We start from the raw sequence: 23,380 nt of genomic DNA on the forward strand, positions 1-23,380 counted from the left end.
CGGCTCTTTGTACGAGCGTCGTTCAGACCGGCGTCCGCGCGAACCTCCGAACTCTCCCCAACGGGAACGAGCGTGAGGCCCCGCCGATGCGTGCACCAGTGATGTGAATCAGGCCGCTACAGCGGCGGGCATGGGCCGGCCACCGTCGGCCGAGAGGGGTCAAGGGCACCGTGACCGCACCGATCGAGACCACCGGGGCGGCTGCCGAGGCGCAGCCGGAAGCGGTGCTGAAAGGCGTGGAGAGCAAGCGGATCGAGGGACGCTCGCTCGGCCAGATCGCCCTGTTGCGTTTTCGGCGCGACAAGGTCGCGGTGGCCGGCGCCCTCGTCGTCGTCCTGCTGATCGCCCTCGCCGCGCTCTCCCGCCCGATCCAGTCCCTGCTCGGCCTGGACCCCAACAGCCCCAACCAGTCGCTGATCGATCCCAACACGACGCTGCCCAAGGGCGACCTGGGCGGCATGAGCGCGGACCACCCGCTGGGCGTCGACCCCAAGTTCGGCCGCGACCTGCTCGCCCGGATCCTGGAGGGGTCCTGGGTGTCGCTGATCGTGGCCTTCGGCGCGACCCTGCTGTCGGTGGCCATCGGCACCGTGTTCGGTGTCGTCGCCGGCTTCTACCGCGGGCGGGTGGACGCGGTCATCAGCCGGATGATGGACGTCTTCCTGGCCTTCCCGCTGCTGCTGTTCGCCATCGCGATCTCCGCCTCCCTCCAGGGCGGCGCGTTCGGGCTGGAGGGGCTGCCGCTGCACATCTCCGTCCTGATCTTCGTGATCGGGTTCTTCAACTGGCCGTACATGGGCCGGATCGTGCGGGCGCAGACCCTGTCGCTGCGCGAGCGGGAGTTCGTGGACGCCGCCCGCGGCATGGGTGCGCGCGGGCCGTTCATCCTCTTCCGCGAGCTGCTGCCCAACCTGGTGGGTCCGATCATCGTCTACTCGACGCTGCTGATCCCCTCCAACATCCTCTTCGAGGCGGCGCTGAGCTTCCTGGGCGTCGGCATCCAGCCACCCCAGGCGTCCTGGGGCGGCATGCTCAACCAGGCGGTCAAGTACTACGAGGTCGACCCCCAGTACATGGTCGTCCCCGGCCTCGCGATCTTCGTCACCGTGCTGGCGTTCAACCTGCTCGGCGACGGCCTGAGGGACGCCCTGGACCCGCGCAGCCGCTGACGCCGCCGGGCCCGCCGACCTCAGAACTCCGCACCGTCCCAAGAGTTCCCACCAGCTCACCGTCTCGACAGCCCCCACCGTCTCGACACCCCGCAGCCTCACAGCCTCGATCAAGGGCTCCGTCTCTCGTCAGATTCCAGAGCTTTCCCGACCAACCGAAGGGGACCCCACCACCATGCGAAGGTCAGTTCCGGTCGCGGCAATCGCGGCCCTCACCAGCGCGGGACTCGTGCTGTCCGGCTGTAGCGGAGGTAAGGATTCCGGTGGCGAATCGGCCGGGGCGAACGCGGCGACGAAGGGTGTCGTGAACGCCTCGGACGAGAAGGGCGGCACCCTCAGCTACGCGCTGAGCGACGCCCCCGAATCGTTCGACCCGGGCAACACGTACTACGCCTTCGTCTACAACTTCAGCCGGCTCTACGCGCGCCCGCTCACCACCTTCAAGCCGGGCCCCGGCCCGAAGGGCAACGAGCTGGTCCCCGACCTCGCCGAGTCGATGGGCAAGCCCAGCGACGGCGGCAAGACCTGGACGTACAAGCTGCGCGAGGGCCTGAAGTACGAGGACGGCTCGGCCATCACGTCCCAGGACGTGAAGTACGCCGTCGAGCGCAGCAACTTCGCGCGCGACACCCTCTCGCTGGGCCCGAACTACTTCCAGCAGTTCCTCAAGGACAACGACGGCGGCTACAAGGGTCCCTACAAGGACAAGAGCAAGGACGGCCTGAAGTCCATCGAGACCCCGGACGAGCGGACGGTCGTCTTCCACCTCAAGAAGCCGTTCGCCGAGTTCGACTACCTGGTGAGCGCCCCGCAGACCGCGCCCGTACCGCAGGCGAAGGACAAGGGCGCGGACTACACCAAGTCCGTCGTCTCCTCCGGTTCCTACAAGTTCGAGAGCTACGAGGAGGGCAAGCAGCTCACCCTCGTGCGCAACGAGAACTGGTCGGCCAAGAACGACCCGCTGCGCAAGCAACTGCCCGACAAGATCGTCCTGAAGCTGAAGGTGGCCCAGTCCACCATCGACAAGGACCTCCAGTCCGGCAACACCATGGTGGACCTGGCCGGGCGCGGTGTGGACGGCCAGACGCAGGCCCAGTTGCTGACCGACTCCAAGGCGAAGGCCAACACCGACAACACCCTCGGTCAGCGCCTGATCTACACGGCGATCAACACCAAGATCAAGCCGTTCGACAACCCCGAGTGCCGCAAGGCCGTCCAGTACGCCATCGACAAGAAGGCCGTGCAGACCTCGCTCGGCGGCCCGATACGCGGTGACGTGGCCTCCACGGTCCTGCCCACCGACATCGACGGCTACCAGAAGTACGACCTGTACCCGCAGAAGTACCAGGGCGACAAGCTGGACCTGAGCGAGGCCAAGAAGCACTGGGACAAGTGCGGCGCGGGCAAGACCGACACCACCATCCTGGCGCGCAACGACCGCCAGGACGAGGTGGACGCCGCCACCACGGTCGTCGACTCGCTGAAGAAGATCGGCGTCAACGCCAAGATCCAGAGCTACCCGTCGAGCAAGTACTTCTCGGACTACGCGGGCGTCCCGAAGTTCAACAAGAAGAACAACGTCGGCCTGATGATGATGCAGTGGGGCTCGGACTTCCCCACCGGCTACGGCTACCTCCAGCAGATCCTCAACGGCAAGGCGATCAGCCAGTCCGGTAACACCAACCTGTCGGAGCTGGACGACCCGGAGATCAACCAACTGCTCGACACCGCCATCGCCAACACCGACAAGGCCGCGCGCGAGAAGGCGTACGCCGAGATCGACAAGAAGACGATGGAGCAGGCCGTGATCGTCCCGCTCACCTACTTCAAGGTCCTGATGTACCGCTCGCCCAAGGCCACCAACCTGGTGTCCACCTCGGCCTTCAGCGGTCAGTACGACTACCTCAACATCGGCGTCAAGAAGTAGCAGCCCTGGAAGGCAGGTGAAGGCATTGGTGTCCGCGGGCCGGTAGCCACCGGCCCGCGGCGCCGAGGCCGCATCCCCGTGTTCTCGTACATCATCCGCAGGTTGATCAGCGCAGTGCTCCTGCTGCTGATCGTCAGCGCGGTCACCTTCGGCATCTTCTTCCTGCTGCCGAAGCTCGCCGGGCAGACCACCGACCAGCTTGCCCAGCAGTACATCGGAAAGGCCCCCACGCCCGCGGACATCGCCGCGGTCAAGAAGAACCTCGGCCTGGACAAGCCCGTGTACGAGCAGTACTGGGATTTCCTCAAGGGCATTTTCGTCGGCGTCGACTACTCATTCGGTCCGGAAGCGGCCAAGTGCCATGTGCCGTGCTTCGGTTACTCCTTCAAGACGCACATCGAGGTGTGGCCGGAGATCCAGTCCCGGCTCCCGGTGACGCTGTCGCTGGCCGCCGGTGCCGCCGTGTTGTGGGTCGTCTCCGGTGTCGCCACCGGTGTGCTCTCCGCGCTGCGCCCCGGCTCCCTCTTCGACCGGCTGGCCATGGGCGTCGCCCTGGCCGGTGTCTCCCTCCCGATGTTCTTCACCGGCGCCCTGGCGCTGGCCCTGTTCACCTACCAGTGGCCGATCTTCGAACGCAGCGACTACGTGCCGCTGCTGGAGGATCCCTTCCTCTGGGCCCGGACCCTGGTCCTGCCCTGGGTGACGCTGGCCTTCCTCTACTCCGCGCTCTACGCCCGGCTCACCCGGGCCGGCATGCTGGAGACGCTGAGCGAGGACTACATCCGCACCGCCCGCGCCAAGGGACTGCGCGAGCGCGAGGTCGTCGTACGGCACGGCCTGCGGGCCGCGCTCACCCCGATCATCACCGTCTTCGGCATGGACCTGGGCCTGCTGCTGGGCGGTGCGCTGATCACCGAACAGGTCTTCTCGCTCAAGGGAGTCGGCGCCTTCGCCGTCGAGGCGATCAACGCCAACGACCTTCCGAACATTCTCGGCGTCACCCTGCTCGCCGCGTTCTTCATCGTCATATGCAACCTGGTGGTGGACGTTCTGTACGCCGCCGTCGACCCGCGGGTGAGGCTCTCGTGACCGACTCCTCCGAGGACAAGACCGAGCCGGCCGCCGACGCCGGCCCCGCCGCCTTCCTCGACGTGCGCGACCTCAAAGTGCACTTCCCCACCGACGACGGCCTGGTGAAGTCCGTCGACGGCCTCTCCTTCACCCTGGAGAAGGGCAAGACGCTCGGCATCGTCGGCGAATCCGGCTCCGGCAAGTCCGTGACCTCGCTCGCCGTCATGGGCCTGCACCGCGCCTCGCGCCGCCAGCGCGCGAACGTCCGCATGTCCGGCGAGATCTGGCTGGACGGCAGGGAGCTGGTGTCCGCCGATCCGGACGAGGTCCGCAAGCTGCGCGGCCGCGAGATGGCGATGATCTTCCAGGACCCGCTCTCCGCCCTGCACCCCTTCTACACCGTCGGCCAGCAGATCGTGGAGGCGTACCGCGTCCACAACGACGTCGACAAGAAGACCGCGCGCAAGCGGGCGATCGAGATGCTCGACCGGGTCGGCATCCCGCAGCCCGACAAGCGGGTCGACGACCATCCGCACCAGTTCTCCGGCGGCATGCGCCAGCGCGCGATGATCGCGATGGCGCTGGTCAACAACCCCGAACTGCTGATCGCGGACGAGCCGACCACCGCGCTGGACGTCACCGTCCAGGCGCAGATCCTGGACCTGATCCGCGATCTGCAGAAGGAGTTCGGCTCGGCGGTCGTCATCATCACCCACGACCTGGGCGTGGTCGCCGAACTGGCCGACGACCTGCTGGTGATGTACGGCGGCCGGTGTGTGGAGCGCGGCCCGGCGGAGAAGGTCTTCTCCGCCCCCCAGCACCCCTACACCTGGGGCCTGCTCGGCTCCATGCCGCGCATCGACCGCGACCAGACCGACCGGCTGATCCCCGTCAAGGGCTCGCCGCCCAGCCTGATCAACGTGCCGTCCGGCTGTGCCTTCAACCCCCGCTGCCCGTACGCGGACGTGCCCAAGGACGACGTCACCCGCACGGTGCGCCCCGAGCTGCGCCAGGTGGCGGGCGGGCACTCCTCCGCCTGCCACATGTCGCCGGAGGAGCGCGAGCGTATCTGGACCCAAGAGATTGCGCCGAAGCTGTGACCGAGACGACTGACGCCCAGAAGAAGATCCCGCTCCAGAAGGCGGAGAGCTCCCCAGACGCGGAACCGCTGCTGAGGGTCCGCGGTCTGGTCCGGCACTTCCCGATCACCAAGGGCCTGCTCAAGCGGCAGGTCGGGGCGGTGCAGGCGGTCGACGGCATCGACTTCGACGTCCTGCCGGGGGAGACCCTCGGCGTGGTCGGCGAGTCCGGCTGCGGCAAGTCGACGATGGGCCGGCTGATCACCCGGCTCGACGAACCCACCGGCGGTTCCATCGAGTTCGAGGGCAAGGACATCACCCACCTGTCGGCGGGCCGACTGCGGCCGATGCGCCGCGACGTCCAGATGATCTTCCAGGACCCGTACGGTTCGCTGAACCCGCGGCACACCATCGGCGGGATCGTCTCCACCCCCTTCCGCCTCCAGGGCGTCGAGCCCGAGGGCGGGGTGAAGAAGGAGGTGCAGCGGCTGCTGGATCTGGTGGGCCTGAGCCCGGAGCACTACAACCGCTATCCGCACGAGTTCTCCGGCGGCCAGCGCCAGCGCATCGGCATCGCACGGGCGCTGGCGCTCAAGCCGAAGCTGGTGGTCGCCGACGAGCCGGTCTCCGCGCTGGACGTCTCCATCCAGGCGCAGGTCGTCAACCTCATGGACGACCTCCAGGAGGAGCTGGGCCTGACGTACGTCATCATCGCCCACGACCTCTCGGTCATCCGGCATGTGTCGGACCGTATCGCCGTCATGTACCTCGGCAAGATCGTGGAGCTCGCCGACCGCAGGTCGCTCTACGACTCGCCGATGCACCCGTACACCAAGGCGCTGCTGTCCGCGGTGCCGGTGCCCGACCCCAAGCGGCGCACCGACCGCGACAGGATCCTGCTCACGGGCGATGTGCCGTCGCCGATCAACCCGCCCTCCGGCTGCCGGTTCCGCACCCGCTGCTGGAAGGCGACCGACGTGTGCGCCACCACCGAGCCGCCGCTGGTCGCGCTCAGGACCGGCCATCAGGTGGCCTGCCACCACCCGGAGAACGCGCCCGGGGAGACCGGCGGCGGGAGCGAGGAGCCAACGGGCGCGTAGCACATGACGAGTTGGCAAAGTCCCGGGTGAGACGGGGCGGGAGAGTGCAGAGTCAGCGCGGTTGTTCGATTTTATCCGTGTGTTCGAAAGGACGGCTCATGGCACTCTCCCGTTCCGGGCGTCGTACCACCCGCTGGCTCGCCCTGGCCACGGCGGTGGCCTCGGCCGCCACCATCGCCGCCGGGCCCGGGTCCTCCGCCGGCGCCCCCGGGGTCGGCGACACGTATTTCCCCCGGCTCGGCAACGGCGGCTTCGACGCCCTGCACTACGACCTCGGCGTCAGCTACCACCCCGGCTCCGGCCGCCTGGACGGCCGGACGACGCTGACCGCGAGGGCCACCGAGAACCTCTCCTCCTTCGACCTCGACCTCCAGCAGCTCAAGGTCGACTCGATACGCGTGAACGGCCGGCCCGCGCGGTTCACCAGGGACGGCGACGAGATCACCGTCACGCCCGGCTCCCGCCTGCGCCGCGGCCACAAGTTCACCGCCACCGTCGTCTACGGCGGCGTCCCCAAGGCGCTGAGCGGCCCGATCGTCTTCGGCTCCGACTACGGCTGGATGAAGACCAAGGACGGCGTCTTCGTCGCCTGCGAGCCGAACGCCGCCTCGACGTGGTTCCCCTCCAGCGACCACCCCAGCGACAAGGCGACCTACGACATCCGCATCGACGCCCCCAAGGGCCTGACCGGCGTCTCCAACGGCCGGCTGGTGGCCTCCGGCGAGGCGCACGGCCGCTCCTACGCCCACTGGCGCGAGCGGCGCCCGATGGCGACGTACCTGGCCACCGCCACCATCGGCAAGTTCGACGTCCGTACCGGCACCACGCCCGGCGGCACGCCCATCTACGTCGCCACCGACCCGACCCTGCCCACCGGCCAGGTCGACGTCTACGGCATCACCGCCGAGGCCACCGACTACTGGTCGAAGGTCTTCGGCCCCTACCCGTTCGAAGAGACCGGCGCCATCGTCGACGACATGCCGCAGGCGGGCTTCTCGCTGGAGGTGCAGTCCAAGCCGGTCTACTCCGCGGTCCGCAACGAGAGCACCATCGTCCACGAGCTGGCCCACCAGTGGTTCGGTGACTCGGTCTCGGTCAAGCGGTGGAAGAACATCTGGCTCAACGAGGGCTTCGCCACCTACGCGCAGTGGCTGTGGAGCGAGCACAAGGGCGAGCGCAGCGCGCACGACTCCTTCCTCGCGAGCTACATCGCCCGCCCGGGCGTCTCCGACTTCTGGAAGGTCAGGATCGGCGACCCGCAGCGCGACACGATGTTCTCCTCCGCCGTCTACCAGCGGGGTGCGATGACTCTCCAGGTGCTGCGCGAGCGGATCGGCGACAAGGCGTTCTTCCAACTGCTGCCGGCCTGGACCTCGCAGCACCGCTACGGCACCGCGGAGACCGCGCAGTTCGTCGCGCTCGCCGAGAAGATCTCCGGGCAGCAGTTGGACGATCTCTTCGACACCTGGCTGAACACCGACACCAAGCCGGCGCTGCCGGCGAAGTAGCGCCGACCCCGCCGGCGGCCGGGCGTCAGGCGGCGTCGCGCGGGCCCCGGCCGCCGAGCTGCTGCGGCCGGGGCAGGTGCAGCCCGAGGTAGACCGCCGCCATCCGCAGGGCGAAGACCACCCCCGCCGAGATCGCGGCGGCGGGGGTGGCGCCGGTGCCCAGGTGGTGCAGGCCCAGGTAGCAGCAGCCGCCGGCCAGGGCGGCGATGGCGTACACGTCCTCGCGCAGCAGCAGCGGCGGGAACTCCCCGCACAGCACGTCGCGGATGACCTCGCCGGCCACTCCCGTCAGCACGGCGAGGATGATCACGGCGAGCGGGGTGGCGCCCGCCGCGATGGCGGCGCGCGCCCCGATCACGGTGACCACGGCCAGTCCGACCGCGTCGACGACCAGCAGCGATTTATGCGGCAGCGACCAGAACCGCAGGTAGATGATGGTGCCGACGCCGACGCAGATGATCACCGTCAGCAGCACCCAGTCGTGCGTCCAGTACAGCGGCTGCCGGTCGAGGACGAGGTCGCGCAGCGTCCCGCCGGAGATGGAGGCGGCGAAGGCGAGGACCAGCCCGCCGAACGGATCCATGTTGGCGCGGTAGGCGGCCAGGACGCCGCTCGCGGCGAAGGCCGCGATGCCGACCAGGTAGAGCACGTGAAGCATGGCGCCATGGTCTCAGGCCCGCCGGCGCCGACTTTCCCCGGCGGTCGTCAAAACTGACACTACCGGTCGGTAACTATTCGGTGTAGCGTGCATGCCATGGCATTGGTGACCATAGGTAACAGTGAGTTCGACCGCGACACGGCGGTCACGCGTCGCGCCCCCGGCGTCTACGACGCGCACCTCTCCGCGGGCTGGACGATCATTCAGGCCGTCAACGGCGGCTACCTCCTCGCCCTGATGGGCCGCGCGCTGGGCGACGCCCTCCCGCACCCCGACCCCTTCTCGGTCACCGCGCACTACCTGACCGCCTCCGTGCCCGGCCCCGCCGTCATCCGCACCGAGACGGTCCGCACCGGCCGCACGATGTCCACCGGCACCGCGAGCCTCGTGCAGTTCGACGAGGACGGCAACGAGGTCGAGCGGCTGCGGGTGCTCGCCGCGTACGGCGACCTCGGCGCCCTGCCCGACGACGTCCGCACGACCGCCAAACCGCCCGCCATCCCGCCCTACGAACACTGCCTGGGCGCCGACAGCGCCCCCGGCGGGCGGCCCGCCATCCCCGGCAGCACGGCCATCGCGGCCCGGCTCGACCTCCGGCTGGACCCGGCGACCGCCGGCTGGGCCGTCGGCGCACCGTCCGGCAAGGGCGAGATGCGCGCCTGGTTCGGTCTCGCCGACGGCCGGGAGCACGACCCGCTCTCCCTGCTGCTGGCCGTCGACGGGCTGCCGCCCACCGCCTTCGATCTGGGCCTGTCCGGCTGGGTGCCCACCGTCGAACTGACCACCCACATCCGCTGCCGGCCGGCCCCCGGCCCGCTCCGCGTCGCCATCGCCACCCGCAACATGGCCGGCGGCTTCCTGGAGGAGGACGCCGAGGTCTGGGACTCCCAGGACCGCCTCGTCGCCCAGTCCCGGCAACTGGCGCGCTCCCCGCTCGGACGCTGAGGGCCGCCGGGTGCGGCGCCCGGGCAAGGAGTGACGCGAAAGCGCGGGCGGTGACCGGGTGCCGCGTGTCAGACTGATCGCCATGGGGGACGTGGCGCTGAGAATCGATGACGAGACGGTCGTATGGCTGCGGGCCGAGCCCGTCGGCACCGGGCCCGCCAAGCGGCGTGATCCGGAGCCGGACAGCCGCCAACACCCCGACGACGACGGGGAACTGGAACTCCCCGGGGGCTTCGGCTCCGCCCAGCCGGTCAGCGTGGACAGCCGCGCGGCCCGCGCGCTGACCCGCGGCGGCGAGGTCCTCGAAGAGGCGCTGCGCCCGCTCGGCGGCGTCCTCGGCCAGATCCACCGCTCCCTGGCGAGCGGCAGCCACCGCCCGGACGAGGTCACCGTCCAGTTCGGCGTCACGCTCGGCTCCGACCTGAGCCTCGGGGTCTTCTCCGGCAACGGCGAGGCGAGCTTCACCGTCTCCGCGACCTGGAACCTCGGCCGTGGCGCGGGTGAGGCCGGCGGGACACCGACGTGATCCCCGGCGCCGGCCCCGACACCCCGCTGCACCACTCCTTCGTCTGCGTACGCGACGACCGGCAGCCGGTGGGCGCGGGCGTACTGGTCGCCGAACGCCTCGTCCTGACCTGCGCGCATGTCGTCAACAGCGCCCTGGGCGCGGACCGTTTCTCCCAGGAGACCCCCGGCGGCGGCGAGACCGTCACCCTCCGGATGCCCCACGTCGCCCCCGGCCGGGACCTGACCGCGCGGGTCGTCCGCGAGATGTGGGTACCGCCGCGGGCCACGGCGGCCGGGCGCGAACCGGCGGTGCCCGGACGGCTGCCCTACCACGGCGACCTCGCCGTCCTGGAGCTGACGGACGGGCCGCCCGAAGGAGCCGAACCGGCGCCGTTCCTCCAGCACGGCTACGCCGACGAGGTCATCGCGTTATGGGCGAGCGGCAATCCGCTGCCCACGCTGCGCGCCGTGCCCCGGGTCTCCGCGCCGCCCTGGATCGCGCTGGACGTCCTGGGCGGCGCCCAGGTCACCGAGGGCTTCAGCGGCGGGCCGCTGTGGGACCGCGAACGCCAGGCGGTGGTCGGCCTGGTCGCGGCCGTGCACCGGCCCGCGGAGGCGGCCACCGGCGGCGCCGGCCCGGCGACGATGTACGCCATCAGCGTGCCCGCCATCGAATCCGAACTCCCCGGCCTCCCGCCCTCGGCCGTGCCCACCGCGCGGCGCGGGGTCCAGCAGTTACTCGTCGCGCTGGAGGGCGTCCTGAGGGGCCGGGACGCCGTCCTGGGATGCGAGGAGAGGCTCGCCGCGCGGCTCGGCCGGCCCTCCGCGGGCCCGGCGGCCGACCTCGAACGCCTCGTCGCCCTCGCGGTCAGCGTCCGCCGCGGCATCCCCGAACTCCTGGACCTGGTAGGCGAATACGAATCGGCCGGCGGCCCCGACGATCCGTACGACGCCGCCGCCGGGCGCCTGCGACGGGCCGCGCGCACGGTACGCCCCGGCGAGTACCTGACCACCCGCCAGCGCCGTGACCTCTCCGGCCTGCTGGCCCACTGCACCCGCACCGACCCGCGCGCCCTGATCGAATGCGTCCTGCCGCACGCGCCCGAACTCCCCGCCGTCACCGGCCTGGCCGACGCCGTCGACGTCCTGGAGGGCTTCGACTGCGCCGCCGGAGCGCTGGTGCCGCCCCTGCTGCAAGGGGTGGTGCGCATCAGCGCCGACGAACGGGCCGCCGGCAGCTACCCGGCCGAGGACCTCGACGCGTGGGTCGAGCGGGTCGCCGCCCGCTCGGGCGTGGACGGGGCGGCGATCCGGCAGTTCCGCGCGGACCTGGCCGCCACCGAGCCCGCCGCCCGCCCCGCCGGGCCGGCCGCCGCCGACGCCCCGAACGCCTCGGCGTGCGCCCCCCGCGTCCAGGTGGAACTGCTGCCCGCGCCCACCGGGCGGCGCTTCACCTACCAGATCTGGGCCCGGTCGGACCGCCAGCCGCACCGTCTCGCCCTGGTCAGGGACACCGAGGCGGGCAGCGAGCAGGTGGTCGACGACATCCGGCGGGTGCTGCGCACCAAAGTGCGCGAGGACCCCGAGACCGCCCTCGTGGAGTTCTTCCTGCCGGCCGCCTGGCTCGGCCTGGACGTGGACGCCTGGGAGTCGTGCGACAGCGACGAGGACGGACCGTTCGCGCCGGGCATCACCCGGCGGGTGGTGGTCCGCACCACCGAGCGGTCCCGGGAGAGCTACGCCGGCTGGAAACAGCGCACCGCCGCCCTGCCGTACGCCGACCATCTGCTCCTCGACCACCGGCACACCGACCGCAAGGTCGCCCGCGCCCGGCTGGAGGTCCATCCGGAGGCGGGGACGGTCGTCGTGGCGTGCGAACCCCAGCACCACGGCACGCTGCTGCGCCAGTGTGTCCAGGCGGGCGTCCACACCGTCCTGTGGCACCGCGCCGAACACGGCGAGGACCTCGCCCGGGACCTGCTGGCCCTCGTGGACGGCACCGACCCCGCACAGGTGCCCGAGGTGGTGCGCCTGGAGCGGGCCAAGGCCATGGCCGAGCCCGAGCGCACCACGCACCGCGGCCGCCGGCTGTCCCTGCTGTACGACGCGCCCGACCACCGCCCGCCCCAACTCGCCCCGGACGCATGGGTGTTGACGCAACCGTGACGGACATCGCCCGGGCCGGGCGGGAAGCGGGAGGCGGGGGAGGCACACGGAAAGCAGGAGGAGAACGCGCGGTGACCGGACAGAGCGCAGCAGATATCCAGGCAGCGGACAGCCACGCAGTGGACACCCACGCGGCAGGCCCTCAGGGAGGCCCCGGGCCGGCACCGGAGGACTGGTGGGTCTTCCGCGGCCCGGCGCCGCTGCCGCCCCCGCCGCCCTGGCGACGCTTTCCCGCCACCCGGGGCGGCGCGGTGGCCCCCACGCCCTATCTCCTGGAACGCAACGAGATCTCGGTCGTCAACGCCGCCCTCCACCTGCACCGGCCGCTGCTGGTCACCGGCCGCCCCGGCGCCGGCAAGAGCTCGCTGGCCCGGGCCGTCGCCGGCGAACTGGGGCTGGGCGAGGTCCTGCGTTGGTCGGTCAACAGCCGCTCCACCCTTCAGGACGCGCTCTACCGCTATGACGCGGTGGGCAGGCTGCGGGAGAACTCCCTGCGCCGCGAGCGCGAGGAACTGCGCGGCACGCGGCGCCGGCCCGGCGGCCGGCGGGCCGCACCGGGCAGCGACATCGGCCAGTACCTGCGCCTGGGACCGCTGGGCAGCGCGCTGGCGGCCGACCGGCCCCGGGTCCTGCTCGTCGACGAGCTCGACAAGGCCGACATCGACCTGCCCAACGACCTGCTGGTGGTCCTGGAGGAGGGCGAGTTCGAGATCCCGGAACTGGCCCGGCTGCCCGAGCACCAGCAGGACGTGCAGGTCCTGCTGAGCGGGAGCAGGGAACGCGTCGGCGTCCACCGGGGCGTGGTGCGCTGCACGCACTTCCCCATCGTGATCATGACCAGTAACGGCGAACGGGACTTCCCACCCGCCTTCATGCGCCGCTGCGTACGCCTGGACCTGCCCGAACCCACCGGCGACCGGCTGCGGAAGATCATCGAACACAACCTCGGCCCGGAGGCGCTCGCGGCCGCCGAGGACCTCATCGAGGTCTTCCACCAGCGGGCGAAGACCCAGACGCTGGCCACGGACCAGCTCCTGGCCGCCGTCCACCTGCGGATCAGCGGCGCGGACCTGTCCCGCGAGGAACTGCTCGCCGCCGTCCTGCACCGCCTCGACGAGCCCATGGCGCCATGATCGACCGGCTGCGGGAGGCGATGGCGGACGCGGGCTACGACCTCGGGGCCACGGAACTGCTCGATGTGCTGTGGCTGACCCGGGTGATCGAAGGGCGGGCGCAGGACGCGCCGGCGGGCGAGAAGCCTGTGGGGGAGGAGGCGGTCGGGGAGGAGGCGGTCGGGGACGCGCTCGCCGGTGACGGGCCGGGGGAGTCTGGTGCGGACGCGTCCGGCGGGGAGCAATCCGGCGAGAGCCAGTCCGGCGGGGGCGAGTCCGAGGCGACCCGGCCCGGGGCCGCGCTCGACGGTGGCCATGCGTCCGGGCGGCCGGAGCGGCCGGACGAGGGCGCCGACGGCTGCGCACCCCCTGCGGCCCGGACACCCGCCGAAGGCGGGGACGGCGCCGGTCGCGAGGCGGAGACGGGCGGCACGGGCGACCACCGGCCGCCGCGCCGCGCGCTGTACGCCATGGGCAGCCAGCACGCCGGACCGGGCGGCGAACGCGCCCGTACCGCCCGGGTCCCCGGCAGGCGCGCCCTGCCCGACGCCCAGCAACTGGGCCGTGCGCTGCGCCCGTTGCGCCGCTCCCGCGACCACCCGCACCGCACCGTCACCGACATCGAGGCCACCGTCCGGCACGCGGCCGAGACCGGCTTCCTCGACGTGGTCTGCCGCCCGGACCAGGAACGGCGCTGGTCGGCGCTGCTGCTGGTGGACTCCTCGCCGTCCATGCAGGTGTGGGGTTCGCTCGCCGCCGAGCTGCGGGCCGTCCTGGAGCGCAGCGCCGTCTTCCGGGCGGTCGAGGTCCGCGCGTTCGACCCCCGGGACCCGGACGGTCCGGCGCGGCGCCGGCCGACCGCCGCCGCGGTGACCCTCGTGCTCACCGACGGCACCAGCCCCGGGTGGCGCCGGCCGTGCACCGTGCGGACGGTGTCCCAGTGGGGCCGCGGCGGCCCGGTGGCCGTGCTCAACCCGCTGCCGCGCCGCCTGTGGCGCGGTACCGCCCTCGACGCGCGCCCCCGCCTGCTGGCCGCGCCCGGCGAGTTCGAACCGGTCGGACGGCTGCTCGTCCGCGACGCGCTGAGCGGTGAGCCGGACGCGGAGGCGGACGGCCGGCTCGCGCTGCCCGTCCTGCACCCGACGGCCTCCGCCGTCGAGCAGTGGGCCGCGCTGGTCACCCGTCCCGGTACCCCGCGCCTGGTCGAGACGGCCCTGCTGGACGAGGCCGCCCCCGAGGCGGAACCACCCCGTCCGCACGGCAGCGCGCAGGAACTGGTGACGCACTTCCGGGGCGCCTTCTCGCCCGAGGCGTACCGGCTCGCAGTACGCCTCTCCGCCATCAAGCCGCTGACCACGCCGCTGATGCAGTTGGTACGCGCCGCGACGATGCGCGACACCGGGCCCACCCATGTCGCCGAGATCCTGCTGGGTGGGCTGCTGGAACGCGCCGAGACCGATCCGCACGCGGCCGCCGCCCGGGCCCTGGACCGCGCCCTGAGCCCGCCGGTGGCGGGCGCGGCGGCGGCCCAGCCCGTCTACGACTTCCGGCCGGGAGTAAGGGAGTTGCTGTTCGCCGGGCTCGGCGCCGAAGCGGCCGTGGAGGTCGTCGAGGCCGTCGGCCGGTCGCTGGAGCCGTACATGGGCCGGCTGCCCGACTTCCCCGTCCTGATGGGCGACGCGGCCGGGGAGCTGAGGCTGCACGCGTCGGCCCGGGCGTTCGCGGTGCTGGCGAGTCCGGTGCTGGAGCGGATGGGCGGCGCGGCGGCGCCGATGGCGTCCGTCGCGTCCGCCTCCTCCGTCGCGTCCGTGCCGACGACCGCGGGGCCCCCGACGCTGCCACCGGTGGCCGCGGACACCCCCCGCGCACCGGGCCAGGACCCCCGCCCCGCGCCGCCCGGGCCGACGCGTTTCGCGGTGCTCGGCCCCGTACGGGCCTGGCGCGGACAGACCCCGGTGGAAACCGGCCCGCCGCGCCAACGCGCCCTGCTCGCGGCCCTCCTGATGCGCCGGGGCCGCCCCGCCACCGCGTCCGAACTGATCGCCGGCCTGTGGGGCACCGCGCCGCCCCCCACCGCGCGGGCGGAGCTGGACACCTACCTGACGGGACTGCGCCGGCTGACCGGCGCACCCGCATCCCAGGCACCGGACGCCACCGGCCCCACGCACGCCACCGGTCCCACGCACGCCCACGCCCCCCCACACGCCACCGACGCCATCGACCCCCCCGACGTCGAACTCCTCGCCGACGAGGCGGGATACGCGCTCCGGGCCCGCGACGGCGCCGCCCCCGCCCTCGATCTGGACGAGGCCGAGCGGCTCGTCGCGCGGGCGCGCGACAGTGACGACCCGGTGGCGGCCCGCCAACAGTGCGACGCCGCACTGGCGTTGTGGGACGGCGAGGCGCTGGCCGGGCTTCCCGGCCCGTTCGCCCGGGCGCAGCGCAAGCGGCTGGCGCGGTGGCGCGCGGACCTCCTCGCCGAGGTGTACGGCCCCTTCACCCTCGAACCGGAGCCCACCCCGCGGGCGGCGTCCGGGCCCGCGCCCGACCCGACGGCCCCGGCCGTCGCGGTCCCGTCCGCCCTGCCCGCCGGCCCCGAGCACTTCGTCGGGCGGTCCCGGGAGATCGACCGGCTGGTCGCCGGGCTGACCGGCGGCGGCGACCACCTGCCGCCCTGCTGGGTCGTGCACGGCCCGGCCGGCGTCGGCAAGACGGCGCTCGCCCTGCGGGTCGCGCACGAGGTGGCGCCCCGCTTCCCGGACGGCCGGCTGTTCGTGGACCTGCGGGCCGACGGGCCCGGCGGGCCCGAGGAGTGGCTGGGCGCGGAGGAAGCCCTGGCGGTTCTCCTGCGGCAGCTCGGCGTCCCGCGCGAGGAGCTGCCCGCCGGGGCCGTCGAGCGTGCCGTCCGCTACCGCGCGCTGCTGGCCGAGCGCCGGGTCCTCGTCGTGCTGGACGCCGCACCGCACGACCAGCGGGCGCTGCGCGCGCTGTTCCCGGTGTCCGCCGGCAGCGCCGTCCTGATCACCGGCCGCCGCCGGCCGCCGGTCCATCTGATCACCCGCGCCCTGCTGCTGCCGGGGCTGGAGCCGGCCGAGGGGCTGGAACTGCTCTCCCGACTGGTCGGCGCCGAGCGGGTGGCGGCCGAACCCGCCGCCGCGCGCGAGGTGGTGGCCGCGGCGGCCGGACTGCCGTCGGCGCTGTGCGCCGCGGCGGCCCACATCGCCCTCTCCGGGCGCCCGCTCGACGCCTGGCTCCGGGACCGCCCGGATTCCCTCTTCCCCGCGCACGGCACGTCCGGCTCCGCCGCCGAGTGGGTCGACGCGCATCTGGAACCGCCCGCGCGACGGGCCTTCCGGCTGCTCGGCGTGCCGGACGTCAAGGAGATCTCGGCCGGCGCGGCGGCCGCGCTGTTGGAGGTGACGGCGGAGCGGGCCCGGGCGCAACTGGGCGAGTTGATGGCGGCCGGTGTCCTGCGGGAGTCGTCCCCAGGCCGCTACCGCTTCGCCGGCGGCCTGCGCCACCTCGCGCGCGAGAGCGCCGACCGCGAGCTGCCGGCCGCGCGGCGCGACGAGGCGCTGTCCCGGCTGCTGACCTTCTTCGTCGCCCTCGGGCGGCGGGTGCACGAGAGCCGCTGCCCGGGGGACCGGATGCTGCGGCACCTGGTCCGCGTCCCGTCCGCGGCCGCCCCGCCCGCCGCACAGGAGGGCGGCCGGACGCTGGCGGAGTGGGCCGAGGAGACGCCGGCCGTGCTGGCGCTCGTCCGCCAGGTCATGATCGGTACGCCGGGGACCGTCCGGCGCGCCGCGGACCTGCTGCTGCTCGTCCAGGTGACGGCCGAATCCGGGGCGCACGCCGCCGCGTTCGAGCCGGCCGCGCGGGTGGTGGCGACGCGCGCGGCGCGGGAGCGGGACGAGCGGGCCGAGGGCCGGGCCCATGTCGCGCTCGCCGAGGCGTACGCCGCGCTGGGCAAGTTCGCCGAGGCCGAGCCGGAGGCCCGGCGGGCGACCGCCCTCGCCGCCTCCTGCCACGACCCGCTGACCGCCTTCCGCGCCCCCCTGGTGTCCGGGATCATCGCCCTCCACCAAGGCGCGTACGACGCGGCGGAGCGGCACCTGACCGCGGCCTGGGAGCACTGCCGCGACCGCGACGACACCCTGGGGGAGGCGGCCGTCCTGGCCGCGCTCGCCCGGGTCTGGGCGGCGACCGGCAGCGGCGACGAGGCGGTGCTCTTCGCCGAGCGGAGCGTCGGCATGTACCGGCGGTCCGGTGGCGCCGCCCCGCGCCTGGCACACGGGCTGTACGCCCTGGCCGAGGCCCTGGCGGCGAGCGGACGTCCCGCCGACGCGCTGCGCGAACTGTCCCAGGCGCTGCCCCTGTTCGAGGAGGACCGCCGGCGCCTGTGGGCGGGCCGTACCCGCTGCCGGATGGCCGAGGCGATGGTCGCCCTGATCCGCCCGGCCGACGCGGCGGCGGCCGCCCAGGACGCGGCGACGCGGCTGCTGGTGCCGGGCGGGGAGCGGTGGCGCGCCGACGCGCTGACCGCCTGGGGGCACGCCGAGGCGGCGCTGGGCCACAAGCGGACCGCCGAGGCGCACTGGAAGGAGGCGCTCGCCGTCTACGAGGCGTTCGGCGCCCCGCAGGCCCGCGCGACGCGGGCGCTGCTGCGCGAGCGGGCCGCCGCGTCACCGGCCGCCTCGCGGGGTGCGGACACCGCGAGCGCCGGCACGACGCTGCGCGATCTGGCGGCGGCCGTCCGCGCCCTGCGCGACCGCCTCCGGCTGGGCGCCGCCGAGGGGCGGGCCGCCGACCTGGACACCCACCTGGGCACCTTGGAGGCGGCCGAAACCGAACTCGACGCGCTGGTGGCCGACTTCGAGCGGGCACAGCCGCCCGGCCGGGCGCCACGGGCCGAACTCGAACGGCTGCGGACCGCCCTGGAGACCGTCATGTCGGCCGGCACGCTGCCGGAGTCCACGGCCGACGCGGTACGGGAGGTGCGCCGCCTCCTGGACACGTAGGCCGGCGTCCGCGGCACGCCAGGACCGCCCCGGCGCCCTCGGTGAGGGCGCAGCCGGGCACCGAGGGCAGTGCGCCCTGGCGGGCCGCGGAACGCACGGTCCAGACGCCACTGTGTCACGAGTGTCAGGCCAGTGGCTCCTTACCCATCCCGCCGGCGCTTCCCCGTGGAGGTGCCGGGGAAGGGGCGGCGGCGGGGCCCGGCCGGTGCCGTCGGCGTCCGGCGCCCCCGCGCGCCGGACATGCGCCCCCGGGGCATCCGGCGGCTGCTCGTAGAATCGTTTCCACCATGGTTTACCTCGACCACGCCGCCACCACTCCGATGCTTCCGGAAGCGGTGCGGGCGATGACCGCCCAGCTCGCCGTTACCGGCAACGCGTCCTCCCTGCACGCCGCCGGCCGGCGAGCCCGGCGCGCCGTCGAGGAGGCACGCGAATCCCTCGCCGCCTCCCTCGGCGCGCGCCCCAGCGAAGTCGTCTTCACCGCGGGCGGCACCGAGGCCGACAACCTCGCCGTCAAGGGCCTTTACTGGTCCCGCCGCGCCGCCGACCCGGCCCGGACCCGCGTGCTCGCCAGCCCCGTCGAGCACCACGCCGTCCTCGACGCCGTGGAATGGCTCGCCGAACACGAAGGCGCGCGCGTCGAATGGCTGGAGGTGGACAGCTACGGCCGGGTGCACGCCGAGGCGCTGCGCGAGGCCATCGCCCGCGACCCCGCCGATGTCGCGCTCGCCACCGTCATGTGGGCCAACAACGAGATCGGCACGATCCAGCCGATCCACGAACTCGCCCGCGTGGCAAAGGAGTTCGACGTTCCTCTGCACGCCGACGCGGTGCAGGCGTTCGGCCAGCTCGAAGTCGACTTCGCCGCCTCCCAACTGGCCGCGATGACCGTCTCCGGCCACAAGATCGGCGGCCCGTACGGCATCGGCGCGCTGCTGCTGGGCCGCGAGTACGCCCCGGTGCCGGTGCTGCACGGCGGCGGCCAGGAACGACAGGTCCGCTCCGGCACCCTCGACACCCCCGCCATCGTCGCCTTCGCCGCCGCCGGCCGGCACGCCGCCCTGCACCGCGAGGACTTCGCCCGCGACATCGGCGCGCTGCGCGACGACCTGGTCAAGGCCGTGCGGGCGGCCGCGCCCGACGCCGTCCTCGGCGGCGACCCGGACCCGGCCGGCCGGCTCCCCGCCAACGCCCACTTCTCCTTCCCCGGCTGCGAGGGCGACTCCCTGCTCCTGCTCCTGGACGCCCAGGGCATCGAGTGCTCGACGGGCTCCGCCTGCACCGCCGGCGTCGCCCAGCCCAGCCACGTCCTGCTGGCCACCGGCATGGCCCACGACCTCGCCCGCGGCACCCTGCGCTTCTCCTTCGGCCACACCTCCACCGCCGCGGACGTGGCGGCGGTGGCGGACGTCATCGGCCCGGTCGTGGAGCGGGCCCGCGGCGCGGGCCTGAGCTAGGCCCCGCCGTCGGCCCTGACGACAGGGCCTGGGCGGCACCCGCCGGAAGGAGCCGCAGCTCCTTGCGCACCAGGCCGATGTACCGCTGCCAGTCCCAGTGCGGCCCGGGGTCGGTGTGGTCCGTGCCCGGCACCTCCACGTGGCCGACGATGTGCTCGCGGTCGGCGGGGAAGCCGTACCGGTGGCAGACGCGCGCCGTCAGCCGCGCCGACGAGGCGTACAGGGCGTCGGTGAACGACTCCGGCCGGTCGACGTACCCCTCGTGCTCTATCCCGACGCTGCGCTCGTTGTAGCCGCGGGCGCCCGCGTGGAAGGCCACGTCCAGCTCCCGCACCGCCTGCGCGACCCGCCCGTCCCGGCGGATGACGTAGTGCGCGGCGGCCTCGTGCCAGGGGTCCTGGAAGACGTCCAGCGCCGTCGCGTAGCTGCCCTGGACGACGTGGACGACCACCCGGTCTATGGCGTAGTCGGCGGGCCGGTCCGCGCGCCGGAAGTTCGCCGGGGACGCCGCCACCCACCGGGCGCCGCGGTAGTCGACGACGCCCTCCTCGCGGGGTTTCTCCTGCCCCGGAAGCCGCCACCACCAGCGCGCCAGCTCCGCCCGCCCGGCCACCGCCGCGCCCCCGGCGGCCACCACGCCACCGCCCGCGAGCCACAGCGCCCGCCTGCGGCTCACGCCCGGCCGGGCCTCGGAACCCTCGCTTTTCCCCATGCGCTGCATAACGCTTTCGGGGCTGCCGGTGGTTCCGTCTACCCTGGTGGAGTTATGACTGACGCTCCCCGCCGCCTCCGCGTGCTCGCCGCCATGTCCGGCGGTGTCGACTCCGCCGTCGCCGCCGCCCGCGCCGCCGAGGCCGGCCACGACGTGACCGGCGTGCACCTCGCCCTCTCAGAGAACCCCAAGTCGTTCCGGACCGGCGCCCGCGGCTGCTGCACGATCGAGGACTCCCACGACGCCCGCCGCGCCGCCGACGTCATCGGCATCCCCTTCTACGTCTGGGACCTCGCCGAGCGGTTCCGGGAAGACGTCGTCGACGACTTCGTCGCGGAGTACGAAGCCGGGCGCACCCCCAACCCCTGCCTGCGCTGCAACGAGAAGATCAAGTTCGCCGCGCTGCTCGACAAGGCCCTCGCCCTGGGCTTCGACGCCGTCTGCACCGGCCACTACGCCACCGTCGTCCTGCGCGAGGACGGCACCCGCGAGCTGCACCGCGCCTCCGACATGGCCAAGGACCAGTCCTACGTCCTCGGCGTGCTGGACGACCGCCAGCTCGCGCACGCCATGTTCCCGCTGGGCGACACCCTCACCACCAAGGCCGAGATCCGCGAAGAGGCCGCCCGGCGCGGCCTCTTCGTCGCCAAGAAGCCCGACAGCCACGACATCTGCTTCATCGCCGACGGCGACACCCAGGGCTTCCTCGCCAAGCGCCTGGGCACGGCCGAGGGCGACATCGTCGACGAGTCCGGCAACCGCCTGGGCAGCCACGAGGGCGCGTACGGCTTCACCATCGGCCAGCGCAAGGGCCTGCGGATCGGCCACCCGGCCCCCGACGGCAAGCCGCGCTACGTCCTGGACATCTCCCCGGTCGACAACACCGTCACCGTCGGCCCCGCCGAATCCCTCGACGTCACGGGCCTGACCGCCATCCGCCCCCGCTGGTGCGGCCGCCCCCCGGCGGCCGGCCCGGCCCCCTACACCGCCCAGCTCCGCGCCCACGGCGGCGAGACGGACGTCACCGCCGACCTGGTCGACGGCACCGAACTCCGCGTCTCCTTCACCACCCCGGTCCGCGGCGTGGCCCCCGGGCAGGCGATCGTCCTCTACGACGGCACCCGCGTCGTCGGCTCCGCCACCATCGCCACCACCGAACGCCGGGTGCGGGCGGGGGCGTGACCGGGGCGGTGCCCGGCACCCCCGGTCGGCCGCGCCCGCACGCCGCTGCGATGATCATCGGCGAGGGCTGACACACGTCATGCCGCGGGTGGTAAATGGGGGAGTCGGGGATGTCGCGCAATCCGCTGGTGCGGAGTCTGATGCCGCTGATCGTGGACGCCGGGATTCCGGTGGCGTCGTATTACGTGCTCAGCGCCGGGTTCGGCATGGGCACGGTAGCGGCCCTGGGGTGGAGCAGCGTGCTGCCGGCGGTGCGGACGGTGTGGGGACTGGTCCGGGGGAGCGGGGTCAACGGGCTCGCGGTGCTGATCCTCGTCGCCAATGTGGCGGGGCTGATCGCGAGCACGACGACCGGTGACGCGCGCCTGATGCTGGCCAAGGACAGCGGGGTGAGCAGCGTGATCGGTATCGCGGTGATCGTCTCGGCGTTCACGGCGCGGCCGCTGATGAGCGCCGGGCTCAAGCCGTGGGTGACGAAGGGGACCGCGGCCGGTGACGCGGCCTGGGACCGGCTGAGGGCCGGATCGGAGCGGTTTCGCCGGGCCGAGCGGAGGTTCTCGCTGATCTGGGGCGGCGCGCTGCTGGCGGAGTGCGTGGCGCGGGTGATCGGCGCCTACACCGTGCCCGTGGACACGATGGTCTGGCTCGGCACGGTGCTGCTGGTGGCGGCGATCACGCTGGCCATGGTCGTCGCCGGGGGCAGTTCGGCCGACCCGATGGAGAAGATGGTCCGGGCCGAGGTGGCACGCGAGGCCGCCGCCGGAGAAGGGGAGGCGGCGGCCGCCGCGCCGGCGGCCGAGCCGCTCGCGCAGCCCTGAGGCCCCTCAGCCCGCCGAGCCGTCGCGCATGGCCTTGTACAGATCCCTGGACTGCCGCGCGAACGCCGTGAGGTCGACCTCGCTCGCGGAGGCGGGGACGTCGCCCAGCGGCAGCACCTCGCCGACCGAGGCGCTGTCGGCCCACACGCACATCGCCAGGTACACGCCGTCGCCGGCGACCACGCCGCAGCGCAGCAGGCCGCCGCGCCCACCGGAGGAGCCGAGGCCGAAGTCCTTGGGCGCGACGGCCATCCGGTTGGGGGCGAACGCCGCCGCGATCCGCCGGGCGGGGTCGGTGACCGCACCCGCCCCGGTGTGCACGCCGAGCCGGGCGCCGGGATCGCCCTTCGGGGCGTAGACGGAGTCGACCTGCGTCAGGCCCTTGAACTCCGGGTACTTGGACGGGTCCTGCTTCGCCCGCGGGTAGATCCGCGTGGTGGCGTCCGCGTCGAAGTGGAGATCGGCCGGGGAGGAGGCGACGGTCCGAGGTGTCGTCAGACCGGTCCCCGGGCCGGCGCCGGGCGCGTTCGCGTCCCTGTCCCGGCCCTTGTTCCCGGCGTCGTCGCCGCCGAGCATCGACCAGGCCAGGAAACCGCCGCCGGCGAGCAGCGCGACGAGGAGCACCCCGAGGGCCGCGAGGAGCCCGGTGCGGCGCCGGGGCGGAGCGGGGGCCGGGGAATGGGGGGCGACCCCGGCGCTCGGGTAGTGAGGCTGGCCCGGGGGCGGCGCCGTCCGGCCGGGCGGGGGTGGCTGCGGTGGCTGGTGGTTCACGGTGGTCGGCCTTTGCCTGATCGATTGCGGGAGCGTCCATCCTGCCATTTCATGAACATGCCACCCAGGGGGGTGGTACGTGGTCGAGGCGTCCGCGGGCGGCAAGTAGGGTCGATGAACGACGGGACATCAGAAGCCGCTGGGCCTAATCGATTTCACCTGTCCGGGCCGTCGGCGGCT

At 73.4% G+C, this 23,380-nt stretch carries 17 protein-coding genes; 14 read left to right on the plus strand and 3 right to left on the minus strand.

All coding sequences use genetic code 11. The features are described from left to right. Window positions 1–170: 170 nt before the first annotated feature. The 6 genes from ACZ45Z_RS13775 to ACZ45Z_RS13800 all read left to right on the plus strand — a co-directional run bounded on the left by ACZ45Z_RS13775 (window position 171) and on the right by ACZ45Z_RS13800 (window position 7,854). On the plus strand, window positions 171–1,169 hold the full coding sequence (locus ACZ45Z_RS13775; RefSeq protein WP_468361168.1) for an ABC transporter permease: 999 nt from the start codon (window positions 171–173) through the stop codon (window positions 1,167–1,169). Window positions 1,170–1,344: 175 nt separating this feature from the next. Continuing rightward, window positions 1,345–3,096, plus strand: a complete 1,752-nt coding sequence (locus tag ACZ45Z_RS13780) for an ABC transporter substrate-binding protein (protein WP_468361171.1) — start codon at window positions 1,345–1,347, stop codon at window positions 3,094–3,096. 78 nt (window positions 3,097–3,174) lie between these two features. Next, window positions 3,175–4,185, plus strand: coding sequence for an ABC transporter permease (locus tag ACZ45Z_RS13785; protein ID WP_468361174.1), 1,011 nt, complete (start codon window positions 3,175–3,177; stop codon window positions 4,183–4,185). Then, window positions 4,182–5,267: an ABC transporter ATP-binding protein gene (locus ACZ45Z_RS13790; RefSeq protein WP_468361177.1), complete on the plus strand. Its 1,086-nt coding sequence runs from the start codon at window positions 4,182–4,184 to the stop codon at window positions 5,265–5,267. Before ACZ45Z_RS13785 ends, ACZ45Z_RS13790 begins: the two co-directional genes overlap by 4 nt. Further along, the gene (locus ACZ45Z_RS13795) at window positions 5,264–6,346 is read left to right on the plus strand and encodes an ABC transporter ATP-binding protein (RefSeq protein ID WP_468361180.1); all 1,083 of its coding nucleotides are present in this window, start codon (window positions 5,264–5,266) and stop codon (window positions 6,344–6,346) included. The genes ACZ45Z_RS13790 and ACZ45Z_RS13795 overlap by 4 nt, the downstream gene beginning before the upstream one ends. Before the next feature lie 98 nt (window positions 6,347–6,444). Then, window positions 6,445–7,854: a M1 family metallopeptidase gene (locus tag ACZ45Z_RS13800; RefSeq protein WP_468361183.1), complete on the plus strand. Its 1,410-nt coding sequence runs from the start codon at window positions 6,445–6,447 to the stop codon at window positions 7,852–7,854. 25 nt (window positions 7,855–7,879) lie between these two features. On the opposite strand, the gene ACZ45Z_RS13805 is transcribed toward ACZ45Z_RS13800, so the two are convergent. Continuing rightward, window positions 7,880–8,512, minus strand: a complete 633-nt coding sequence (locus ACZ45Z_RS13805) for a trimeric intracellular cation channel family protein (RefSeq protein WP_468361186.1) — start codon at window positions 8,510–8,512, stop codon at window positions 7,880–7,882. 96 nt (window positions 8,513–8,608) lie between these two features. Here ACZ45Z_RS13805 and ACZ45Z_RS13810 point away from each other — a divergent pair, with 96 nt between their 5' ends. From ACZ45Z_RS13810 to ACZ45Z_RS13835, 6 genes are all read left to right on the plus strand, one after another. Further along, window positions 8,609–9,457: a thioesterase family protein gene (locus ACZ45Z_RS13810; protein ID WP_468361190.1), complete on the plus strand. Its 849-nt coding sequence runs from the start codon at window positions 8,609–8,611 to the stop codon at window positions 9,455–9,457. A gap of 58 nt (window positions 9,458–9,515) precedes the next feature. Next, window positions 9,516–9,983: a CU044_2847 family protein gene (locus tag ACZ45Z_RS13815; protein WP_468361193.1), complete on the plus strand. Its 468-nt coding sequence runs from the start codon at window positions 9,516–9,518 to the stop codon at window positions 9,981–9,983. Then, a complete protein-coding gene (locus tag ACZ45Z_RS13820; protein WP_468361196.1) occupies window positions 9,980–12,130 on the plus strand; it encodes a VMAP-C domain-containing protein in 2,151 nt (716 codons plus the stop codon). Before ACZ45Z_RS13815 ends, ACZ45Z_RS13820 begins: the two co-directional genes overlap by 4 nt. A 119-nt stretch (window positions 12,131–12,249) precedes the next feature. Next, the gene (locus ACZ45Z_RS13825; protein ID WP_468361632.1) at window positions 12,250–13,263 is read left to right on the plus strand and encodes an AAA family ATPase; all 1,014 of its coding nucleotides are present in this window, start codon (window positions 12,250–12,252) and stop codon (window positions 13,261–13,263) included. After that, entirely contained in the window at window positions 13,260–18,260 is a 5,001-nt protein-coding gene (locus ACZ45Z_RS13830; RefSeq protein ID WP_468361199.1) for an SAV_2336 N-terminal domain-related protein, read from the plus strand. The genes ACZ45Z_RS13825 and ACZ45Z_RS13830 overlap by 4 nt, the downstream gene beginning before the upstream one ends. Before the next feature lie 287 nt (window positions 18,261–18,547). Continuing rightward, window positions 18,548–19,717 (plus strand): cysteine desulfurase family protein, encoded by a 1,170-nt coding sequence (locus ACZ45Z_RS13835; RefSeq protein WP_468361202.1) that lies wholly within the window; start codon window positions 18,548–18,550, stop codon window positions 19,715–19,717. On the opposite strand, the gene ACZ45Z_RS13840 is transcribed toward ACZ45Z_RS13835, so the two are convergent. Beyond that, window positions 19,671–20,438, minus strand: coding sequence for an N-acetylmuramoyl-L-alanine amidase (locus tag ACZ45Z_RS13840; RefSeq protein ID WP_468361205.1), 768 nt, complete (start codon window positions 20,436–20,438; stop codon window positions 19,671–19,673). The two genes, ACZ45Z_RS13835 and ACZ45Z_RS13840, sit on opposite strands and share 47 nt — an antisense overlap. A gap of 45 nt (window positions 20,439–20,483) precedes the next feature. Here ACZ45Z_RS13840 and mnmA point away from each other — a divergent pair, with 45 nt between their 5' ends. Together mnmA and ACZ45Z_RS13850 are read left to right on the plus strand one after the other, a co-directional pair. Continuing rightward, a complete protein-coding gene (mnmA, locus tag ACZ45Z_RS13845) occupies window positions 20,484–21,611 on the plus strand; it encodes a tRNA 2-thiouridine(34) synthase MnmA (RefSeq protein WP_468361208.1) in 1,128 nt (375 codons plus the stop codon). Window positions 21,612–21,721: 110 nt separating this feature from the next. Next, window positions 21,722–22,429: a VC0807 family protein gene (locus ACZ45Z_RS13850; RefSeq protein ID WP_468361211.1), complete on the plus strand. Its 708-nt coding sequence runs from the start codon at window positions 21,722–21,724 to the stop codon at window positions 22,427–22,429. A gap of 6 nt (window positions 22,430–22,435) precedes the next feature. Here ACZ45Z_RS13850 and ACZ45Z_RS13855 read toward each other — a convergent pair whose 3' ends face one another. Continuing rightward, entirely contained in the window at window positions 22,436–23,200 is a 765-nt protein-coding gene (locus tag ACZ45Z_RS13855; RefSeq protein WP_468361214.1) for a hypothetical protein, read from the minus strand. Window positions 23,201–23,380: the final 180 nt, after the last annotated feature.

The sequence above is a fragment of the Streptomyces sp. NPDC031210 genome, assembly GCF_055570395.1.